The sequence below is a fragment of the Qipengyuania sp. S6317L1 genome, assembly GCF_023015615.1.
Classification (GTDB): Bacteria; Pseudomonadota; Alphaproteobacteria; order Sphingomonadales; family Sphingomonadaceae; genus Erythrobacter.
Window position 1 is genome coordinate 118,818 of the sequence record NZ_JALKAJ010000004.1, and the last position, 15,540, is coordinate 134,357.

Below are 15,540 nucleotides of genomic sequence, written 5' to 3' on the forward strand. Positions count from 1 at the left end.
CCAAGGCCGGGTTGATCGCAGCGAGGCAATAGCACGGTCTTGATCGCTTGGCCTGCGCGGCCTAGCACCTCGGCTATGAACGAACCTTTCCAAAGCCTTGTTTCAACGCAATGGTTGGCCGGTCACCTCGGGCAGGCGGACCTGGTCATCCTTGATGCCTCGCGCCATTTGCCAGCGGCCAACCGCGACGCGAGGGCAGAATTTGAGGGCGGCCATATTCCGGGCGCGCGCTTCCTCGACTTGGCCGCGCTTACCGACACACGGTCCGACGTTCCCGCAGCATTGCCAAGGCCGGATCAGATCTCCGAAGCGCTTGCGAAGTTGGGCGTTCAAAAAGGCGCTCGCATTGTCATTTACGACGACAGCGCGGTGAAGACTTGCGCGAGGGCGTGGTTCTCGCTCGTGCGGTGCGGGATCACGAATGTCGCCGTGCTGGACGGAGGCCTTGGCAAATGGCGCGCAGAAAATCGTCCTTTGGAAACTGGCGCGGTGATCGCCGAGCCTGCCGAGCCATTTGCGCTTAGCGCCGGCACACGCGCCGCGACCAAGGCACAAATGCTCGAAAATCTTGAAAACCGCGAAAGTCAGGTGCTCGATGCACGGGCCCGCGACCGTGTTTTCGGCAGCGGCATCGACCCGGTGCACGGCGGGCAAAACGGGCGCATTCCCGGCTCGCTCAACCTGCCCTTCGGAGAGGTCTTGAATGCCGACGGCACCTTCAAGTCACCCGAAGAATTGCGCGAGGTTTTCGAGGCGGCCGGCGTTGACTTCTCTCGCCCGGTGATCACAACCTGCGGCAGCGGCGTGACCGCAAGCGTGCTCCTGTTTGCAGCGCATCTGGCTGGCAAAAACGACGTGTGCCTTTACGACGGCAGTTGGCAGGAATGGGAGGCTGATCCCGCAACACCCAAGGAGCAAGGGCCACAATGAGCGGATCGGACGATCAAATCGGAAAAGCCACACGCATCGCCCATGCCGGGCGGCGACGCGAATGGACCGGCCGCGTGGTCAACACGCCTGTATGGCGTGCCTCCACCCACCTTTACGAAAGCGAAGCCGAACGAAAGGCCGCTGGCGGCGCGCAAAAGGACGGCGAGTTTTTCTACGGCAGGCGCGGGGCGCCGACGCAGTGGTCGCTTGCCGAAGCACTGACCGAAATCGAGCCGGGCGCTGCTGGCACCGTTCTTTACCCCAGCGGCGTTGCCGCGATTGCGGGGTGTATGTTGGCGGTGCTGCGACCCGGCGACCATTTGTTCGTGACCGACAATGCCTACGATCCCTCGCGCAGCATGGCGACAGGGCTGCTCAAGCGGCTTGGCGTCACGCACAGCTTTTTCGATCCGCTCAATATTTCGGCCTTTGAGGCTTTGGTGACAGAGAAAAGCCCACGCGCGGTCTGGTTGGAAAGCCCGGGGAGCCTCACCATGGAGGTGTGCGACGTGCCCGCCCTTGCGAAAATCGCGAAGGACGCGGGCGCTGTCACCATGATCGACAACACCTGGGCCAGCGCGCTTGGCTTTGCCGCTCTTGAGCATGGCTGTGACATCACGATGCAAAGCCTTTCAAAGCATGTGGGCGGGCACTCGGACCTGATGATGGGTTCGGCGAGTGCAGGCGAACGTTGGTACAAAGCACTGCGCCGCACCAGTCACGAGCTTGGCCAAGTGGTGTCTCCCGATGACGCGGCGCTCGCCTCGCGCGGGCTTCGCACCATGAAGGTTCGGCTCGAACAATCGAGTGCAAGCGCCCTTAAGATCGCGCAGTGGCTTTCCCAGCAATCACACGTCGAAAGCGTCCTTTGCCCCATGCTTCCCGGCAGCCCCGGACATGAGCTTTGGAAGCGCGATTTTTCGGGCGGATGCGGTCTGTTCAGTTTCGTTCTGGCGAGCAACGACCCGCAGGCAAGCGGCAAAGTGGTCGACGCGCTTCAACACTTCGGCATCGGCTATAGCTGGGGCGGGTTTGAAAGCCTCGCTCTCCCGACCTATCCCGATACCCACAGGTCGGTAATGCACGCGGCTGGCAAGGCTGGTGAAAAGCCTGCCATTCGCCTATCCATTGGACTTGAAGACGCCGAGGACTTGATAGCGGACCTCGCGAGTGCTCTTTCCCGATTGGATGACAAATGACTGCGACCGCGCCTGATATTGCTGATGTAACCGACGCCGTTCAGGATGGGACCGCTGGAGACGAGCCAGCGAACGCCGATGCACAAGGCGGCGATGCTTCAGGCGAGGAAGGCGCGTCATCTGGCGCCGAGGCAGCGGATGCAGCGCAAGAAGAAGTCGTTAAGGTCGCCGAGGGAGCCAAGGAAGAACTGGCCGCGACGAGCGACACCTTGGGATCGGTGATCGACACTCTCGACAGCTGGGCCATCGTCCTTGGCGATGTTCGCATATCGGTTTTTGACGTTGTATTTCTGCTTGCAACAATCGGGCTTGTTATCACCGCTGCGTGGTTCATCACCAAGCTTGCGCGCAATCTTATCGGGCGGGTCACAGCCTTTGACGGAAGCCAGCAATTGCTTGCTGAAAAGCTTGCGACCATTGCAATCTGGACGGTAGCCTTCTTCGTTGCGATTGATCTGGTCGGGATCGACCTGACCGCGCTTGCGATTTTCGGCGGTGCGTTTGGTCTGGCAATCGGTTTTGGCCTGCAAAAGACGTTTGGTAACCTTATCTCGGGGATTCTCCTGCTGCTCGACAAGTCGATCAAGCCGGGCGATGTTATCTCCGTGACGGACCAGGCAGGTCAGGAGGCGGTTGGTCAAATCCGCAAGATCGGCATTCGCGCGATCTCCGTCATCACCCGCGATCAGACAGAATATCTCATTCCCAACGAGCTTTTGATGACTAACCAGGTGGTCAATTGGTCCTACTCTTCCAAAGACGTCAGGGTAAAAGCGCCCGTCGGTGTTTCCTATGACAGCGACCTCGATCTGGTGACCAAGCTGCTCTATCAGGCGGTGGACGAGACGGATCGCATTATGGCCTACCCGAAGCCTCGAGTGAACCTTATGGGCTTCGGCGATAGCTCGGTGGATTTTGAAATCCGTTTCTGGATACAGGATCCCGAAGGCGGCCTTGCCAACATTCGCAGCGATGTTTTCATGCGCATCTGGCAATTGTTCAAAGAGAACGACATCGAAATCCCCTTCCCGCAGCGCGATCTGCACCTTCGGCCTTCAAAGCAGTTGGATCACCTTATCGCTCTTTCAGGGCGCGAGGATGCCGGGGACGCTTGAAGCCTGGCTAAAGGCGCGCAATAGCTTTCCTTCGCTTGCCCCAATCCATTCTCACTGGAACCTTTGGCCTCTCGCGGCCATTTGGGCGGACATGGATTATGGCACAATTTTTCTGGTGGGCGCTGGCCCCGGTGATCCCGACCTTCTGACGCTGCGCGCTGCACGTTTGATCGAAAGCGCAAAGGTCATTGTTCACGATGGTCTGGTGAGCCCTGAAATCATGGCGATGGCGCGTCATGATGCCTGCCTCGTTTCAGTCGCGAAAAAGCGCGCTCGCCACACCTTGCCCCAAGACGACATCAACCTTCTGCTCGTGCGCGAAGCCAAGAAGGGCCACGATGTTGTGCGCCTGAAGGGCGGCGATCCGCTGATCTTTGGACGCGGCGGCGAAGAAGCCGAACTTGCCAAGGCGCACGGCGTCAAGGTCGAGATTGTGCCGGGCATTTCGGCTGCCAATGGCATGGCGGCCGCCACGCAAATTCCCCTCACCCACCGCGACGCGGCCAGCATCGTCAGCTTCGTCGCTGGCCAGTGCAAGGGCCTTTCGGATCAGGACTGGTCCGGTCTTGCCGGCAAGGGTCGCACTCTGGTGATCTACATGGGCGTCAAAACCGCGCCCCAGATTGCTGAAAAGCTTATGGCTGACGGACTCACCCCCGATGTCCCCGTCGCCGTGGTCGAGAACGCTGCGCGTGCTGATATGCGCATCGTGCGCGGGCCCTTGGCGGGGCTTCCTGACCTCGTCACCAGTCACAAAATCAAATCCCCTGCCCTCATCGTCATCGGCGATGTGACAGCGCGCGAAGACGCGCATTTGGCACAAATTGCTGTGGAGGCACACCAGTGAGAGTTCTTACCGGAAATGACCTGAAAACGGGCGATGTTATCTGGTGGACCGGCGAAGGCTGGTCGCGCCATGTCGATGATGCCGTCGATGCAGGTGAGCAGGCAGAACAGACCCTCGCCGCCGAGGAAGCTGCGCTGCGCGTCAATGTGCCCTACGTGATCGACGCAAGCCGCGAAGAGGATGGAAGCGTGCGCCCTGCACATATCAAGGACCGCATCCGCGCCCTTGGGCCGACGGTGCGTCCTGACCTTACCCTCAAACCCAAAGACCCCGAAGCGATTGACTGGGTAATCTGATGTATAAATACGACCAATATGACCAAGCGATGGTGGACGCGCGCGTCGCAGAATTTCGCGACCAGGCTCGCCGCCGGCTCGAAGGCTCGCTCTCGGAGGACGAGTTCAAGCCGCTGCGCTTGATGAATGGGCTCTACCTGCAACTGCACGCCTACATGCTGCGCGTTGCCATTCCCTATGGCACACTCAACAGCGAGCAGATGCACGCGCTGGGCGATATCGCGGACAAATATGACCGCGGGTATGGCCACTTCACCACGCGCCAGAACCTGCAATACAACTGGATCAAGCTGGAAGATGCAGCCGACATCCTTGCCGACCTTTCCAAGGTCGAGATGCACGCGATCCAGACCAGCGGGAATTGCATCCGCAATATCTCGAGCGATCACTTTGCTGGCGCGAGCGCTGACGAGCTTGTCGATCCGCGTCCCTATGCCGAACTGATGCGCCAATGGTCGAGCTTCCACCCGGAGTTCACCTACCTTCCGCGCAAGTTCAAGATCTGCGTCATCGCGTCCGAAAAAGACCGCGCAGCGATGCGTCTCCACGATATCGGCGTGCAGATCGTAAAGAACGATGAAGGCGAGATTGGCGCGCGCTTTTACGCAGGTGGCGGTATGGGCCGCACCCCGATGATCGCGCCGATGATCCGCGACTTTGTGCCGCTGGACCAGCTGATCACCTATGCCGAAGCGTGTTTGCGCGTGTACAACCGCTATGGCCGCCGCGACAACAAGTACAAGGCGCGCATCAAGATCCTCGTTCACGAACTTGGCCGCGACGAATACGTGCGTCAGGTCGAGGAAGAATTTGCGCATATGCTCGATCAAGGCGTCGAACCGCCACGCGAAGAGCTTGAGCGGATCAAGCCGTTTTTTGCCGATCCAGACTTCGAGGACGGGCCAAAGCACGTTGATCGCTCCGACCCTGACTTTGCCCTTTGGGTCGACCGCAACACCAACCGCCACAAGCACGATGCTTATGTCAGCGCCGTCATTTCGCTAAAGCCCGTTGGCGGCATTCCCGGCGATGCGACGGGCGACCAGATGCGTCTGATGGCGAAGCTTGCAAAGCAATACAGCTTTGACGAACTGCGCATCATGCACACGCAGAACGTGGTTCTGCCGCACGTTAAAATCGCCGATCTCCACGCCTTGTGGACGCAGCTTGAGGCTGCTGGCCTTGGCGCGCCCAACATGGACTCTATCGAGGACATGATCGCCTGCCCCGGCCTTGACTATTGCTCTCTTGCCAACGCTCGCTCGATCCCTCTGGCACAGCGCATTTCCGAGCGTTTCGATGCTTCCGGCAAGACCGAGAAACTGGGCGAATTGAAGCTGAAGATTTCTGGCTGCATCAACGCTTGCGGCCACCACCACGCAGGACACATCGGGATCCTTGGCGTCGATAAGAAGGGACTGGAGAACTACCAGCTTTCCCTCGGCGGCTCGGAAGCCGAAGACACGTCGCTCGCCAAGATCACCGGTCCCGGCTTTACCGAAGACGGCGTTATCGAGGCGATCGATACCGTCACTGACGTCTATCTTCAAAGCCGCGAGGATGGCGAGCGTTTCCTCGATACCTACCGCCGCATCGGCATGACCCCGTTCAAGGAGGCGCTTTATGGATAATGTGCTCGGAACGTCCCCTGACGACGTGCAATTCCGCTTTCGCGACGACGAAGTGGTCGACCACGCGGCCGTAACTGTTGATTCCTGCTGTGATCAGACGAATGCGACCGCCGTACGGATCGAACCGGGCGATGATGCGCGCGTGCTTCTCCCCTTTCTCGACCGCCTCGCTTTGATCGAAGTGAACTTCCCCAGCTTTGGCGACGGGCGCGGCTATTCATCGGCCCGTATCCTGCGCGAAGCAGGTTTCACGGGCGAACTGCGCGCAGTAGGCGATGTTGGCATTGACCAGCTTTCGCACATGCGCCGCTGCGGTTTCGATGCCTTTGCGCCCGACAAACCCCTTAATGAAGAGGACGCGACCCGCGCGTTCGCAACGTGGGAAAACGTTTATCAGGCGAGCGTCGATAACAGGCGCACAATCCCGCAAATCCGGCATGGCGTGAACCCGAAAGCCCGCTCATGAACAAGCCCCAAGCCCCCTTCACCACCGAAGAAGCCCGCGAGCGCGCGGTTGACCGGCTCGATGTGTCCCCTCGCTTTACCGAGCATGAGGCGCTGCGCCTCAACAATATGTTCCGCGGGTCCTCGACGCACGAAATGCTCAAGGCGGTGTTTGAAGGCTCGCTTGCGGGTGATGTTGCGACCGTCTCCAGCTTTGGCGCGGAAAGCGTGGTGCTTTTGCACCTGCTGGCCGAGGTCAATCCCGATGTGCCCGTCCTCTTCCTCGACACGGGCAAACATTTTGCCGAAACGATTGCTTACCGTGATGAAGTGGTGGAGCGTTTGGGCCTCACAAACCTGCAAATTCTCAACCCCGATGAGGCGGAAGTCATCGCCAAGGACGAAAGCGGCCTTCGCTGGTCATATGACCCGGATGGCTGCTGCGAAATCCGCAAGGTGAAGCCACTTGAAGAGGCGCTTGATCGCTTTGATGCGAGCTTCACCGGCCGCAAGGCGTTTCAGTCATCGACGCGCGCGAACCTTCCGCGCTTTGAAATTGATACATCCGACGCGGCGGGCCGCCTGAAGATCAACCCGCTGATCGATTGGAGCGCCGAGGATATCGCGGCTTACATGGAAGAACATGACCTGCCGCGTCACCCGCTGGTTGCGCGAGGGTTTCCCAGCATCGGATGCGAACCTTGCACGCACAAGGTTGCGCCGGGCGAAGACCCGCGTTCGGGCCGCTGGAAAGGCTGGGACAAAACCGAATGCGGCATCCACAAGCCGGGCGAGGAACCGTTCCTTTAAAGCGCGCGGGCGTTAGAGCCAGCCCTGTTCCTTGTACCACTGCGCGGTCATTTTCATGCCGGCCTCGCCGTCCCAGACCGCCTGCCAGATCGAGATCGGCGGCGCTTTGCGCAAGTCGCAGACCCAGTCCTTGTGGAGCATATAGCCCACGCGGTCTTCGGTCAGCTTCGCCTTGCCGCCGCGCAGGAACCCATCAAGCTTTGCACCCAATTGCATGACAGCAGGCGGCAGCGGGGCGGCCACGACATTGTCGTTACCGACCGCCTCACCAATGAGCTTGGCCAAATCCTTATGCGTGTAGCCATAGGCATTGTCGTCCCATGGCTCGTAAGTTTGGCCCTTTGTCTTGGAATTGACGGGCACTAAAGCCACCAGAAGACGCGCAAGATCTTCTACATGGATAAGCGAGCTTGCCCCTTCCGGGGGAACAGGGACCACGCCCAATTTCGCCGCTTTGAAAAGGTCGAGGTAATCCTTGTCGCCAGGGCCATAAACGCCCGGTGGCCGCACGATGGTCCAGTTAAGGCCGCTGTCTTGAACCAGCGCCTCTGCCCGCGCTTTGGATGCGCCATATTCGGAAAGGCTCGGTTCACGCGCGGCGAGCGAGGAGACAAAGACAAAGCGCGGCACCCCCGCCTGTTTTGCCGCAGCGATCAAATTGGCCGTGCCGGTTACATTGGCCGCCTCGAACCGCCCGACATTGGGTGTATTGGTAAGACCGGCGATGTGGATCACCGCCTCGCATCCCTGAAGGAGTTCTTCCAAAGAGCCCTTGTTATCGAGCGCGCCAGAAATCCATTCGACCCGGTCGCGAGGGGCGGCAGGGCGGCGGGTGAGCGCACGCACTTTCATCGCTTTGTGCAAAGCCACATCGAGCGTCGCCTGACCGACAAAGCCCGTGGCACCGGTGATCGCAATTTTGCTCATCTATTCATACACCATATGATCGCGATGGACGACGGCTGCGCGCGGGGCATAGCCCAGCTTTGCTTCCTGTTCCGTGCCCTGAAGCCCGAGGATCGCGCGGCATTCCTCGCTCGAATACTCGACGAGGCCCTGTCCTAACCGTTCCCCCTTGGGGCCATGCAGGCTGACAAGAGCACCGCGAGTAAATTCGCCCTCCACCTCGGTCAGGCCAGCGGCGAGAAGACTTGCACCGCCCTGAAGCGCGGTAACACAGCCTGCATCCACCGTCAGCACGCCTTCGGGTGCCAGCCGACCGCCAAGCCACCCTTTGCGGGCGCTATCGCTACGCACCGGCAGGAACACCGTGGCCCGGCTCTCTTCGGCGGCGGTCTTGATCGGGTGCGGTTTCGTCCCGTTGATGATCGCAAGCGCGATCCCTGCGCGTTCCGCAATGCGCGCGGCCTGAAGCTTTGACAGCATCCCGCCAGAACCCATTCCAGAGGAACTTTCTGCGCTGGCCATTGCTATGACCTCGGGGCTGACGCCTTCGACCCGTTCGATCAGCGTCGCACCTTCCTGTGATGGCGGGCGGTCATAAAGGCCGTCGACATCCGACAAAAGCAGCACCGCATCGGCATTGCCCGCCTGCGCCACGCGGGCAGCGAGGCGGTCATTGTCGCCGAAACGGATTTCCTCGGTTGCGACACTGTCGTTCTCGTTGACCACTGGCACCGCGCCATTTGCAAGCAAGCAGTCAAGGGTCGCAGAAGCGTTGAGATAACGCCTGCGATCTTCAAGATCGCCCAATGTCACAAGCATTTGCGCGGCAACCATGTCGTGTTTGCCCAGCGCCTTCGCCCAAAGCTGCGCCAACGCTACTTGCCCAACGCTCGCGGAGGCTTGCGCATCGGCAAGACTTGCACGGCCGCCCTTGCCAAGGCCAAGCCGAGCCGCGCCAAGGGCAATCGCGCCCGAGCTGACCACGATGATTTCAGCGCCATTGGCCCGCAGGTCAGCCAAATCCTGCGCTAGCGATTGGATCAACGGCGCGTTCGGCTCACCATCGCAGACCAGCAGGGCGCTGCCGACCTTGACGACGATACGCTTGGACCGGATTAAATCTGCAATAGAAGTGATTGCCATAACGTCAGATAGGCGACCATTCGTCGTCGTCTTCGTCTGCGACTTCCACCTCAACCGTCTTGCTTTCGGTCGCAGTGCGATCGGGAAGATAACTCAACACCGCATCAAGCAACTCGTCAATGCCTTCGCCAGTGGCGCCTGAAACAGTGAAAACCTTGTCTGCGCCCGCTTCGATCAATTCTTGTGAGAAAGCCTCGCCCAGTTCCGCGTCAGCAAGGTCAAGCTTGTTGAGCGCCACCAGCTGCGGCTTGTCCTCCAAGCCAGCACCATAGGCCGCAAGCTCCTCGCGCACGATGCGCATCGCCTCGGTGGGGTCATCACCCGCAATGTCGATAAGGTGGATGAGCACGCGGCACCGTTCGATGTGGCCAAGGAACCGGTCGCCGATGCCGGCGCCATCCGCCGCGCCTTCGATAAGACCGGGGATATCCGCCAGCACAAATTCGCGCTGCCTGTGACGCACCACGCCAAGCTTTGGGATCAGCGTGGTGAAAGCGTAATGTCCAACCTTCGCACCTGCATTGGAAACCGCGTTAATAAAGGTCGATTTCCCCGCATTGGGAAGCCCCAAAAGACCTACATCGGCAAGCAGCTTCAATCGCAGCCACACCCACATTTCTTCCGATGGCTGGCCCGGTTGATGCTGGCGCGGTGCGCGGTTTGTCGAGCTTTTATAAGAAGCATTGCCGCGACCGCCCATGCCCCCTTCAAGGAACACCTCGCGCTGACCCACTTCGGTAAAGTCGGCCAGAACCTCTTCCTTGTCCTCTGAAAGAACCTGCGTCCCCACGGGCACTTTAATCACCAGATCAGGCGCGCTTGCCCCTGTCTTGTCCTTGCCCTGGCCATGGTTGCCGCGCTTGGCCTTGAAATGCTGCGAATAGCGAAAGTCGATGAGCGTGTTTAACCCCGCGACCGCTTCGAACACAACGTCGCCGCCCTTGCCGCCATTGCCGCCGTCGGGGCCACCATACTCAATGTATTTCTCGCGCCGAAAGGAAACCGCGCCCGGTCCGCCCGCGCCCGATTGCAAATAGATTTTCGCCTGATCAAGAAAGTGCATTGGTATTATAGCCTCGGAAGCTGCGCCGAAATGAGGCGACGCAGCACAATTGCCCGAGCCCTAAAGCGCGAAGAGCCTTGCGGCAAGCACTGTCACTATTCCCGGCGATACGGTCACAGCGCCTAATTGGAGCCAGCGCCGGTCTCTTCACTGGCCACAGGCTGCGTCACGGGCTGTGAGATCACATTTTCCTGCACCGGGATCACAGGCACTTCTGCCCCCGTCTCGGCATCGGGCATTTCAGCAGCAATATAGCTTGGCTGAGCCAGAGTGGTCGCAGGGCTGGCCTCCGCACTCGGCACAATCACCCCGTTGCGCCGCGCCTCCTGAACGGCGACCCAACCAGGCTGCGATGGACCATAAAGTTCGCCATACTGGCTGTCCCACTGCGCAGAGACGCGCTGATATTGTTCATAGTCGGTGAAAAACACCTCAAACGGCGCTTCAAGCAGGGGGAAGTTGACCATGGCAAAATCGACCGGACCATCAGGCGGGGTCGCCAGATAGCGGTTCGATATATCCAGGGCGGCCCGACAGAACCCTGCGCGCACGGGCGGCAGCGCAAAGAAGTTGTAGACCCCAGTCATGTGCTCTTCACGCGCCAATATGCCAGCGCGCCGCCCGCCGTTTTCACGGCGATAATCGGCCTCGATCCGGTCATTGACCCGCTTGAGGCTTCTTGCATGATCGCTGATGTAGCCGGAGTAAGCGGTGAGGATCGGCTGATATTGCGCGGCCGTGCAATTCAAGGCCGCGACGTTCCAGGCTGAACGGAAATGCCAAACGCTCTCATCGTCCGAAATTCCGGTATTGATGGTGCGTCGTACGCCGCTGGTGTCCCGGGCTGGAATTTGCATCACATAAGAAGCGCCGCCGGGGGGAAGCGGACGATAAGGAGTACGCTCAGCCGCAGGTGGTGGCGGAGGAGGCGGCGGCGGTGGAGGAGGTGGAGGGGGCGTGCAAGCACCGATCAGCGCCGCAGCGAGCACCACGCCGGTGATCTTTAGCGGAGCGCCTTTTTGCTGCGCGTTGGCGGCAGTGGACGATTGATCTTTCATACTTTCTTCCCCGAGCCCTCTCATAGGCAACAGCGCGCACCATGCCGATTGAAAGCTTGCTGCGCAATGAAGGTTACAACCGGTTAGCTGACTATGTGCCCCGGTTTGTCGCGAGGCTATGCCAAAGAAAATGCCCGGAGCCTATGGCAGGCATCCGGGCATTCACTTGTTTCAACACTTTCGTTGAGGCGCCTGGCCTCGAAAGGGCACCTATTCGCGGCTGCCGAGGAAGTTCAGCAGGAACATGAACATGTTCACGAAGTCGAGATAGAGGCTCGTTGCGCCCATGATCACGGCTTTGCCCATGAACTCGGTCCCGCGAAGGTACTGGTAGTCGTTCTTGAGACGCTGCGTATCGTAGGCGGTGAGGCCAGCGAAAATCAGAACACCGAGGCCGCTGATCACGAAGGCCATGGTTTCAGACTGGAGGAACCAGTTGACGACCATCGCCACGATCAGGCCGATCACGCCCATGATGAGGAACGAACCAAAGCCCGACAGGTCTTTCTTCGTGGTGTAACCCCACAGCGAAAGCCCGGCAAAAGCGGCGGCTGTTGCGAAGAAGGTCACGGCGATGGATTCGCCTGTAAACACGAGGAAGATCGTCGACAGCGACAGACCCATTACGGTCGCAAATGCCCAAAATACGACTTGCAGCGTGCCATAGCTCATCTTGTGCAGGCCAAAGCTCATCGCGAGAATGAAGCCGAGCGGTGCGAGCGAAACGATCCACATCAGTGGGCCGCTGGCAAAAGCATATGCAAGACCGGTTGCCGCAGCGCCCGCTGCAACGATGCCGGTCAGCAGCACAGCCGAAGCCATGTAGTTGTAAATCGAAAGCATATAGGAGCGCAGACCTTCATCATAGGTCTCGCGTCCTGCAACATCCCCGCCTGCGCGAGGCACAGAACCGAATTGTTGCGTTTCTTTCCAATCAGACATTTTGGATCCCTTTGTCTCCAAGTTGAGCGCGAGGATACGCGCTTTATGCAAGCGATATTGGCATTTCCCCCGCGATTTTCAAGCAAAACCGGATGAGGTTCGACGAATGTCGTTCATATTTGGGTTGAATATGATTAACGAATTCTATCAATCGACGCCGGCGGAAAGCTCCGATCCGCGCTTTGCGGTCGCTTCAAGCGTATCGGTGAGCAAGTGCACCAATGCCTTGTCGGCATCGAGCACGTTCATGCCCTCGCGCGTCATCCCGCCCGGGCTCGCCACCTGATCTGCAAGTTTGCCCGGTGAGACCTCGGCCCCGGACGCGAGGGAGGAGGCGCCATCGACGGTCGCGATAGCGAGGCGGGTCGCCTGATCCTGGTCGATACCAAGGTCAACGGCTGCCTCAGCAAGCGCGTCAATAAAGCGATAGACAAAACCCGGACCCGAGCCAGCAAGCGCAGTAACAATGTCGAATTTCGCTTCATCCTCCAGCCATGTCGCCATGCCGAGATGGTCGAAGAAGGCGAATACGCTCTCGCGCGCGTCTTCATTCAGGCCGGATTGCGCCAGGATAATCGGCGATTTGCCGATCCGCGCGGCCAAATTGGGCATCACCCGCACATGCGCATCAGCGCCCGGAAACGCGTTCTTCAACTGAGCCAGTGTGATCCCGGCGAGCAGCGATGTCAGCACCACGCCTTTACCGGTAAGCTGTTGAAGTCCCGGACCAAGCGCGCCCAGTTGTTGCGGTTTGAACCCGAGCATCACCGCATCGTGTCCGGCGTCCTTTGCCGCCTCCACATCTCGGTAAATCGTCACGCCATCAGGCGCGCTTTCCAACGCCGGGTCAAGAATGGAGAAACGCGAAGGTTCCAAGCCCGCTGCGAGCCAACCGGCCAGCATCGCGCCGCCCATATTGCCGCAACCAATAATCAAAAGATGTTTCATAATCTAAGGCAGCTATTAAGCCTCACCCGCCGCGTCAACCATAGCCGCATCAAGCGCGGCGCGTGGCGATTTGTCGCCCCACAGCACAAATTGGAACGCGGGGTAGAAACGGTCGCATTCATCAATCGCATTCTCGACCAGCGCCTGCGCCTGAGTGATGGAGAGCATGCCATCATCACCAAGCAGCGCACCGTGACGATAGATCAGCACATCGCCTTGTGACCAGATGTCGAAATGGCCCAGCCACACCTGCTCGTTCACGAGACTGAGAAGCTCGTATGCGCTGTGCTTTTTCTCTGTCGTTACGCGAATGTCGGGCAAGCACAGGAACTGCAGGACATTATCCGCCGCCCGCCAGATTGCGCGCAGTTGATATTTGGTCCAGCTGCCTTGAACCTCGCCGACTATCTCATCGTCTGAGACAACTTCACTATCCCAACCGCGCGCGTCGAAGAGCGCGGCCAGCATGTCAATCGGTGCAGCATCATCGTCTGACGAGAATTCAATTTCGCGCGGTCTCATCGGACACCTCGCAGGTGAGGAAGAGAGCTTGAGGCGGGATAGGAGGGTTTGCTTTGCATCGACCAAACAAATGCAGGCGCATGCCCCTACTTGGCAATCCGCCGACCATCCAACACTTGGGGAGAAGTCGCCTCGCTTGTTCAAACCCTGTGCACAGAAAGCCGGGGAAGAATGTAAAATTGACGCAAAAACGCTATTTTAACTCTGTGATTTCAGTGCCTTCGGGGCTTGTATAGGTAAAGGCATCAAGGCCTTTCTCAGCCAGGTCATTGACCAGGCGGCGCGCTGCATCGGCATTTTCAAGCGGTCCTGCGAGCAATCGGTTGGCCTGACCCCATGGCGTCACGTGAGGTTCAAATTTGCCAAGAAGGTCTGGCGCGCTCCGACTGAACCGCCGCCAGTCAAATCCAAGCGCCTCCACATCGCGCCCGGTCGCAAGCTGGACCCAGATACGGCGTGGATGTTCGGGCGTTACCGGTTCAGGTTCGGGAGGCGCTTCGCGCGGGACGTCGATCGCAGTAATATCAACCGCGTCGGCCGATCTCCTGCCCGCCGGCAGACCGGCTTCACCCAAATCGGCAAAGGCATCCGCAACGCTTGCAGGCGGCGTGACCGGCTGGGGTTGAGGCGCGGTTTGAGGCTGGGGTTGAGGCACGGGGACTGGCGCGCGCGGCTGCGGCTGCACAGGCGGAGCAGGAGGACCGATCTCGCGCGTCGCTACCTGTGGAAGGCTGCTTCTGCCCTGCGCTTCGCGACTCACGGCGGTAGGTTCGCCCTCTGGTGCAGGTGTGGTGGTCGGCGCGCCGAGAGGCTCGCCAGCAGGCTCGAGTTTCGCATCTGACGTTGCTGCTTGCGCAAAGCGAGCGATGCGCGGGTCCTCGCGACCTATATCCGCTGCGCGCGGAAAAATACCCAAATTGGCCGCCGCTGCCTGCTGAGCAGGGGTAAGGCGCGGCATGAAGGCGAGGTATGGGTTGATGCGCGCGGCAATGTCGGGAGGCATCACGCTGTTCACGATGCCTTCGGCGCGCTCTTGCTCACCCAATATGGCAAGACCGAAAGCGCGTGCACGGAATGCGGCAATATCGCGCCCTTCGATCAGCGGGCTCAAAGTTGCCTGAAAGCTGTCCTTGTCTCCCGAAATCGCCTGGCTGATGCCCAGCCGTCGCCGCGCTTCGTCGTTTTGCGGGGTGAGCGCGATCGCTTTGGCGTAGGTATCTTGTGCCGCCGCCTGATCTCCGAGCAAATCGTAGGCCAAAGCCTGCTCGCCCAGAACATCGCGTGCAGGCGCACCCGCGCGCTCGGCCTCTTGCAGAAGCGGCATTGCTTCCACCGGCCTGCCCGATTTCAGATACACCCGCGCAAGGCCAAGCTTGATGCGCGCATCCGACGGATCGACCTCGGCTGCCCTCTGGTAAAAACCGATAGCTGCATCAAGATCGCCAACGTCGAGCGACGCATCGCCTGCCTCAAGCATGGCGGGAACACTTGTGGGCTGGCGCGCAAGTTCAAGGAGCGCGCGGTTAAGGCGCTGGACCTGTGTCGAAGGCAAAGGCTGGACCACCTCGCGCGAGGTCGCCTGCTGCGCGTGAGCGCCAGATGCCGCAAAAACGGTCAGCGTGAATACGAAGGCAACACCAAGAGCGGCGCGCGAGGCTGTCGAAAAGCGCATGGTCACGGACCAAT

Annotated in this window: 16 protein-coding genes; 8 read left to right on the forward strand and 8 right to left on the reverse strand. The window is 59.7% G+C overall.

Annotation, left to right across the window (positions count from 1 at the left end):
- The first annotated feature begins 75 nt into the window (after positions 1-75).
- The 8 genes from MWU38_RS09820 (at position 76) to MWU38_RS09855 (ending at position 7,272) form a co-directional block, all read left to right on the forward strand.
- The gene (locus tag MWU38_RS09820) at positions 76-930 is read left to right on the forward strand and encodes a sulfurtransferase (RefSeq protein ID WP_247271635.1); all 855 of its coding nucleotides are present in this window, start codon (positions 76-78) and stop codon (positions 928-930) included.
- Entirely contained in the window at positions 927-2,129 is a 1,203-nt protein-coding gene (metC, locus tag MWU38_RS09825) for a cystathionine beta-lyase (protein WP_247271636.1), read from the forward strand. Before MWU38_RS09820 ends, metC begins: the two co-directional genes overlap by 4 nt.
- Complete coding sequence (locus MWU38_RS09830) at positions 2,126-3,244, forward strand: mechanosensitive ion channel domain-containing protein (protein ID WP_247271637.1); 1,119 nt, start codon at positions 2,126-2,128, stop codon at positions 3,242-3,244. The genes metC and MWU38_RS09830 overlap by 4 nt, the downstream gene beginning before the upstream one ends.
- Positions 3,245-3,335: 91 nt before the next feature.
- Positions 3,336-4,091 carry a uroporphyrinogen-III C-methyltransferase gene (cobA, locus tag MWU38_RS09835; RefSeq protein ID WP_247271638.1) on the forward strand — a complete coding sequence of 252 codons (756 nt, stop codon included), beginning with the start codon at positions 3,336-3,338 and terminating at the stop codon, positions 4,089-4,091.
- Positions 4,088-4,387, forward strand: a complete 300-nt coding sequence (locus tag MWU38_RS09840; protein WP_247271639.1) for a DUF2849 domain-containing protein — start codon at positions 4,088-4,090, stop codon at positions 4,385-4,387. The genes cobA and MWU38_RS09840 overlap by 4 nt, the downstream gene beginning before the upstream one ends.
- Complete coding sequence (locus tag MWU38_RS09845; RefSeq protein WP_247271640.1) at positions 4,387-6,018, forward strand: nitrite/sulfite reductase; 1,632 nt, start codon at positions 4,387-4,389, stop codon at positions 6,016-6,018. The genes MWU38_RS09840 and MWU38_RS09845 overlap by 1 nt, the downstream gene beginning before the upstream one ends.
- Positions 6,011-6,484, forward strand: coding sequence for a DUF934 domain-containing protein (locus MWU38_RS09850; RefSeq protein WP_247271641.1), 474 nt, complete (start codon positions 6,011-6,013; stop codon positions 6,482-6,484). The genes MWU38_RS09845 and MWU38_RS09850 overlap by 8 nt, the downstream gene beginning before the upstream one ends.
- Positions 6,481-7,272 carry a phosphoadenylyl-sulfate reductase gene (locus tag MWU38_RS09855; protein WP_247271642.1) on the forward strand — a complete coding sequence of 264 codons (792 nt, stop codon included), beginning with the start codon at positions 6,481-6,483 and terminating at the stop codon, positions 7,270-7,272. The genes MWU38_RS09850 and MWU38_RS09855 overlap by 4 nt, the downstream gene beginning before the upstream one ends.
- A 12-nt stretch (positions 7,273-7,284) precedes the next feature.
- Here the strand turns inward: MWU38_RS09855 and MWU38_RS09860 are convergent, their stop codons facing one another.
- From MWU38_RS09860 to MWU38_RS09895, 8 genes are all read right to left on the reverse strand, one after another.
- Entirely contained in the window at positions 7,285-8,199 is a 915-nt protein-coding gene (locus MWU38_RS09860) for an NAD(P)H-binding protein (protein ID WP_247271643.1), read from the reverse strand.
- Positions 8,200-9,321: a glutamate 5-kinase gene (proB, locus tag MWU38_RS09865; RefSeq protein ID WP_247271644.1), complete on the reverse strand. Its 1,122-nt coding sequence runs from the start codon at positions 9,319-9,321 to the stop codon at positions 8,200-8,202.
- A gap of 4 nt (positions 9,322-9,325) precedes the next feature.
- A complete protein-coding gene (gene obgE, locus MWU38_RS09870) occupies positions 9,326-10,384 on the reverse strand; it encodes a GTPase ObgE (protein ID WP_247271645.1) in 1,059 nt (352 codons plus the stop codon).
- Positions 10,385-10,506: 122 nt separating this feature from the next.
- Positions 10,507-11,442: a hypothetical protein gene (locus MWU38_RS09875; RefSeq protein ID WP_247271646.1), complete on the reverse strand. Its 936-nt coding sequence runs from the start codon at positions 11,440-11,442 to the stop codon at positions 10,507-10,509.
- A 210-nt stretch (positions 11,443-11,652) separates the two neighbouring features.
- Positions 11,653-12,384 (reverse strand): Bax inhibitor-1/YccA family protein, encoded by a 732-nt coding sequence (locus MWU38_RS09880; RefSeq protein ID WP_247271647.1) that lies wholly within the window; start codon positions 12,382-12,384, stop codon positions 11,653-11,655.
- Positions 12,385-12,531: 147 nt separating this feature from the next.
- Positions 12,532-13,332, reverse strand: a complete 801-nt coding sequence (proC, locus tag MWU38_RS09885) for a pyrroline-5-carboxylate reductase (RefSeq protein WP_247271648.1) — start codon at positions 13,330-13,332, stop codon at positions 12,532-12,534.
- 15 nt (positions 13,333-13,347) lie between these two features.
- Positions 13,348-13,854, reverse strand: a complete 507-nt coding sequence (locus tag MWU38_RS09890; RefSeq protein WP_247271649.1) for a YbjN domain-containing protein — start codon at positions 13,852-13,854, stop codon at positions 13,348-13,350.
- A 193-nt stretch (positions 13,855-14,047) separates the two neighbouring features.
- Positions 14,048-15,526, reverse strand: coding sequence for a tetratricopeptide repeat protein (locus tag MWU38_RS09895; RefSeq protein ID WP_247271967.1), 1,479 nt, complete (start codon positions 15,524-15,526; stop codon positions 14,048-14,050).
- Positions 15,527-15,540: the final 14 nt, after the last annotated feature.

Excerpts from the sequence above, each read along its gene's own strand:
- metC (WP_247271636.1), top strand. The coding sequence starts at position 927 with ATGAGCGGATCGGACGATCAAATCGGAAAAGCCACACGCATCGCCCAT.
- MWU38_RS09830 (WP_247271637.1), top strand. The coding sequence starts at position 2,126 with ATGACTGCGACCGCGCCTGATATTGCTGATGTAACCGACGCCGTTCAG.
- obgE (WP_247271645.1), bottom strand. The coding sequence starts at position 10,384 with ATGCACTTTCTTGATCAGGCGAAAATCTATTTGCAATCGGGCGCGGGC.
- proC (WP_247271648.1), bottom strand. The coding sequence starts at position 13,332 with ATGAAACATCTTTTGATTATTGGTTGCGGCAATATGGGCGGCGCGATG.
- MWU38_RS09850 (WP_247271641.1), top strand. The coding sequence starts at position 6,011 with ATGGATAATGTGCTCGGAACGTCCCCTGACGACGTGCAATTCCGCTTT.
- MWU38_RS09890 (WP_247271649.1), bottom strand. The coding sequence starts at position 13,854 with ATGAGACCGCGCGAAATTGAATTCTCGTCAGACGATGATGCTGCACCG.
- MWU38_RS09875 (WP_247271646.1), bottom strand. The coding sequence starts at position 11,442 with ATGAAAGATCAATCGTCCACTGCCGCCAACGCGCAGCAAAAAGGCGCT.
- MWU38_RS09845 (WP_247271640.1), top strand. The coding sequence starts at position 4,387 with ATGTATAAATACGACCAATATGACCAAGCGATGGTGGACGCGCGCGTC.
- MWU38_RS09860 (WP_247271643.1), bottom strand. The coding sequence starts at position 8,199 with ATGAGCAAAATTGCGATCACCGGTGCCACGGGCTTTGTCGGTCAGGCG.
- MWU38_RS09895 (WP_247271967.1), bottom strand. The coding sequence starts at position 15,526 with ATGCGCTTTTCGACAGCCTCGCGCGCCGCTCTTGGTGTTGCCTTCGTA.
- MWU38_RS09880 (WP_247271647.1), bottom strand. The coding sequence starts at position 12,384 with ATGTCTGATTGGAAAGAAACGCAACAATTCGGTTCTGTGCCTCGCGCA.
- cobA (WP_247271638.1), top strand. The coding sequence starts at position 3,336 with ATGGATTATGGCACAATTTTTCTGGTGGGCGCTGGCCCCGGTGATCCC.
- MWU38_RS09820 (WP_247271635.1), top strand. The coding sequence starts at position 76 with ATGAACGAACCTTTCCAAAGCCTTGTTTCAACGCAATGGTTGGCCGGT.
- proB (WP_247271644.1), bottom strand. The coding sequence starts at position 9,321 with ATGGCAATCACTTCTATTGCAGATTTAATCCGGTCCAAGCGTATCGTC.
- MWU38_RS09855 (WP_247271642.1), top strand. The coding sequence starts at position 6,481 with ATGAACAAGCCCCAAGCCCCCTTCACCACCGAAGAAGCCCGCGAGCGC.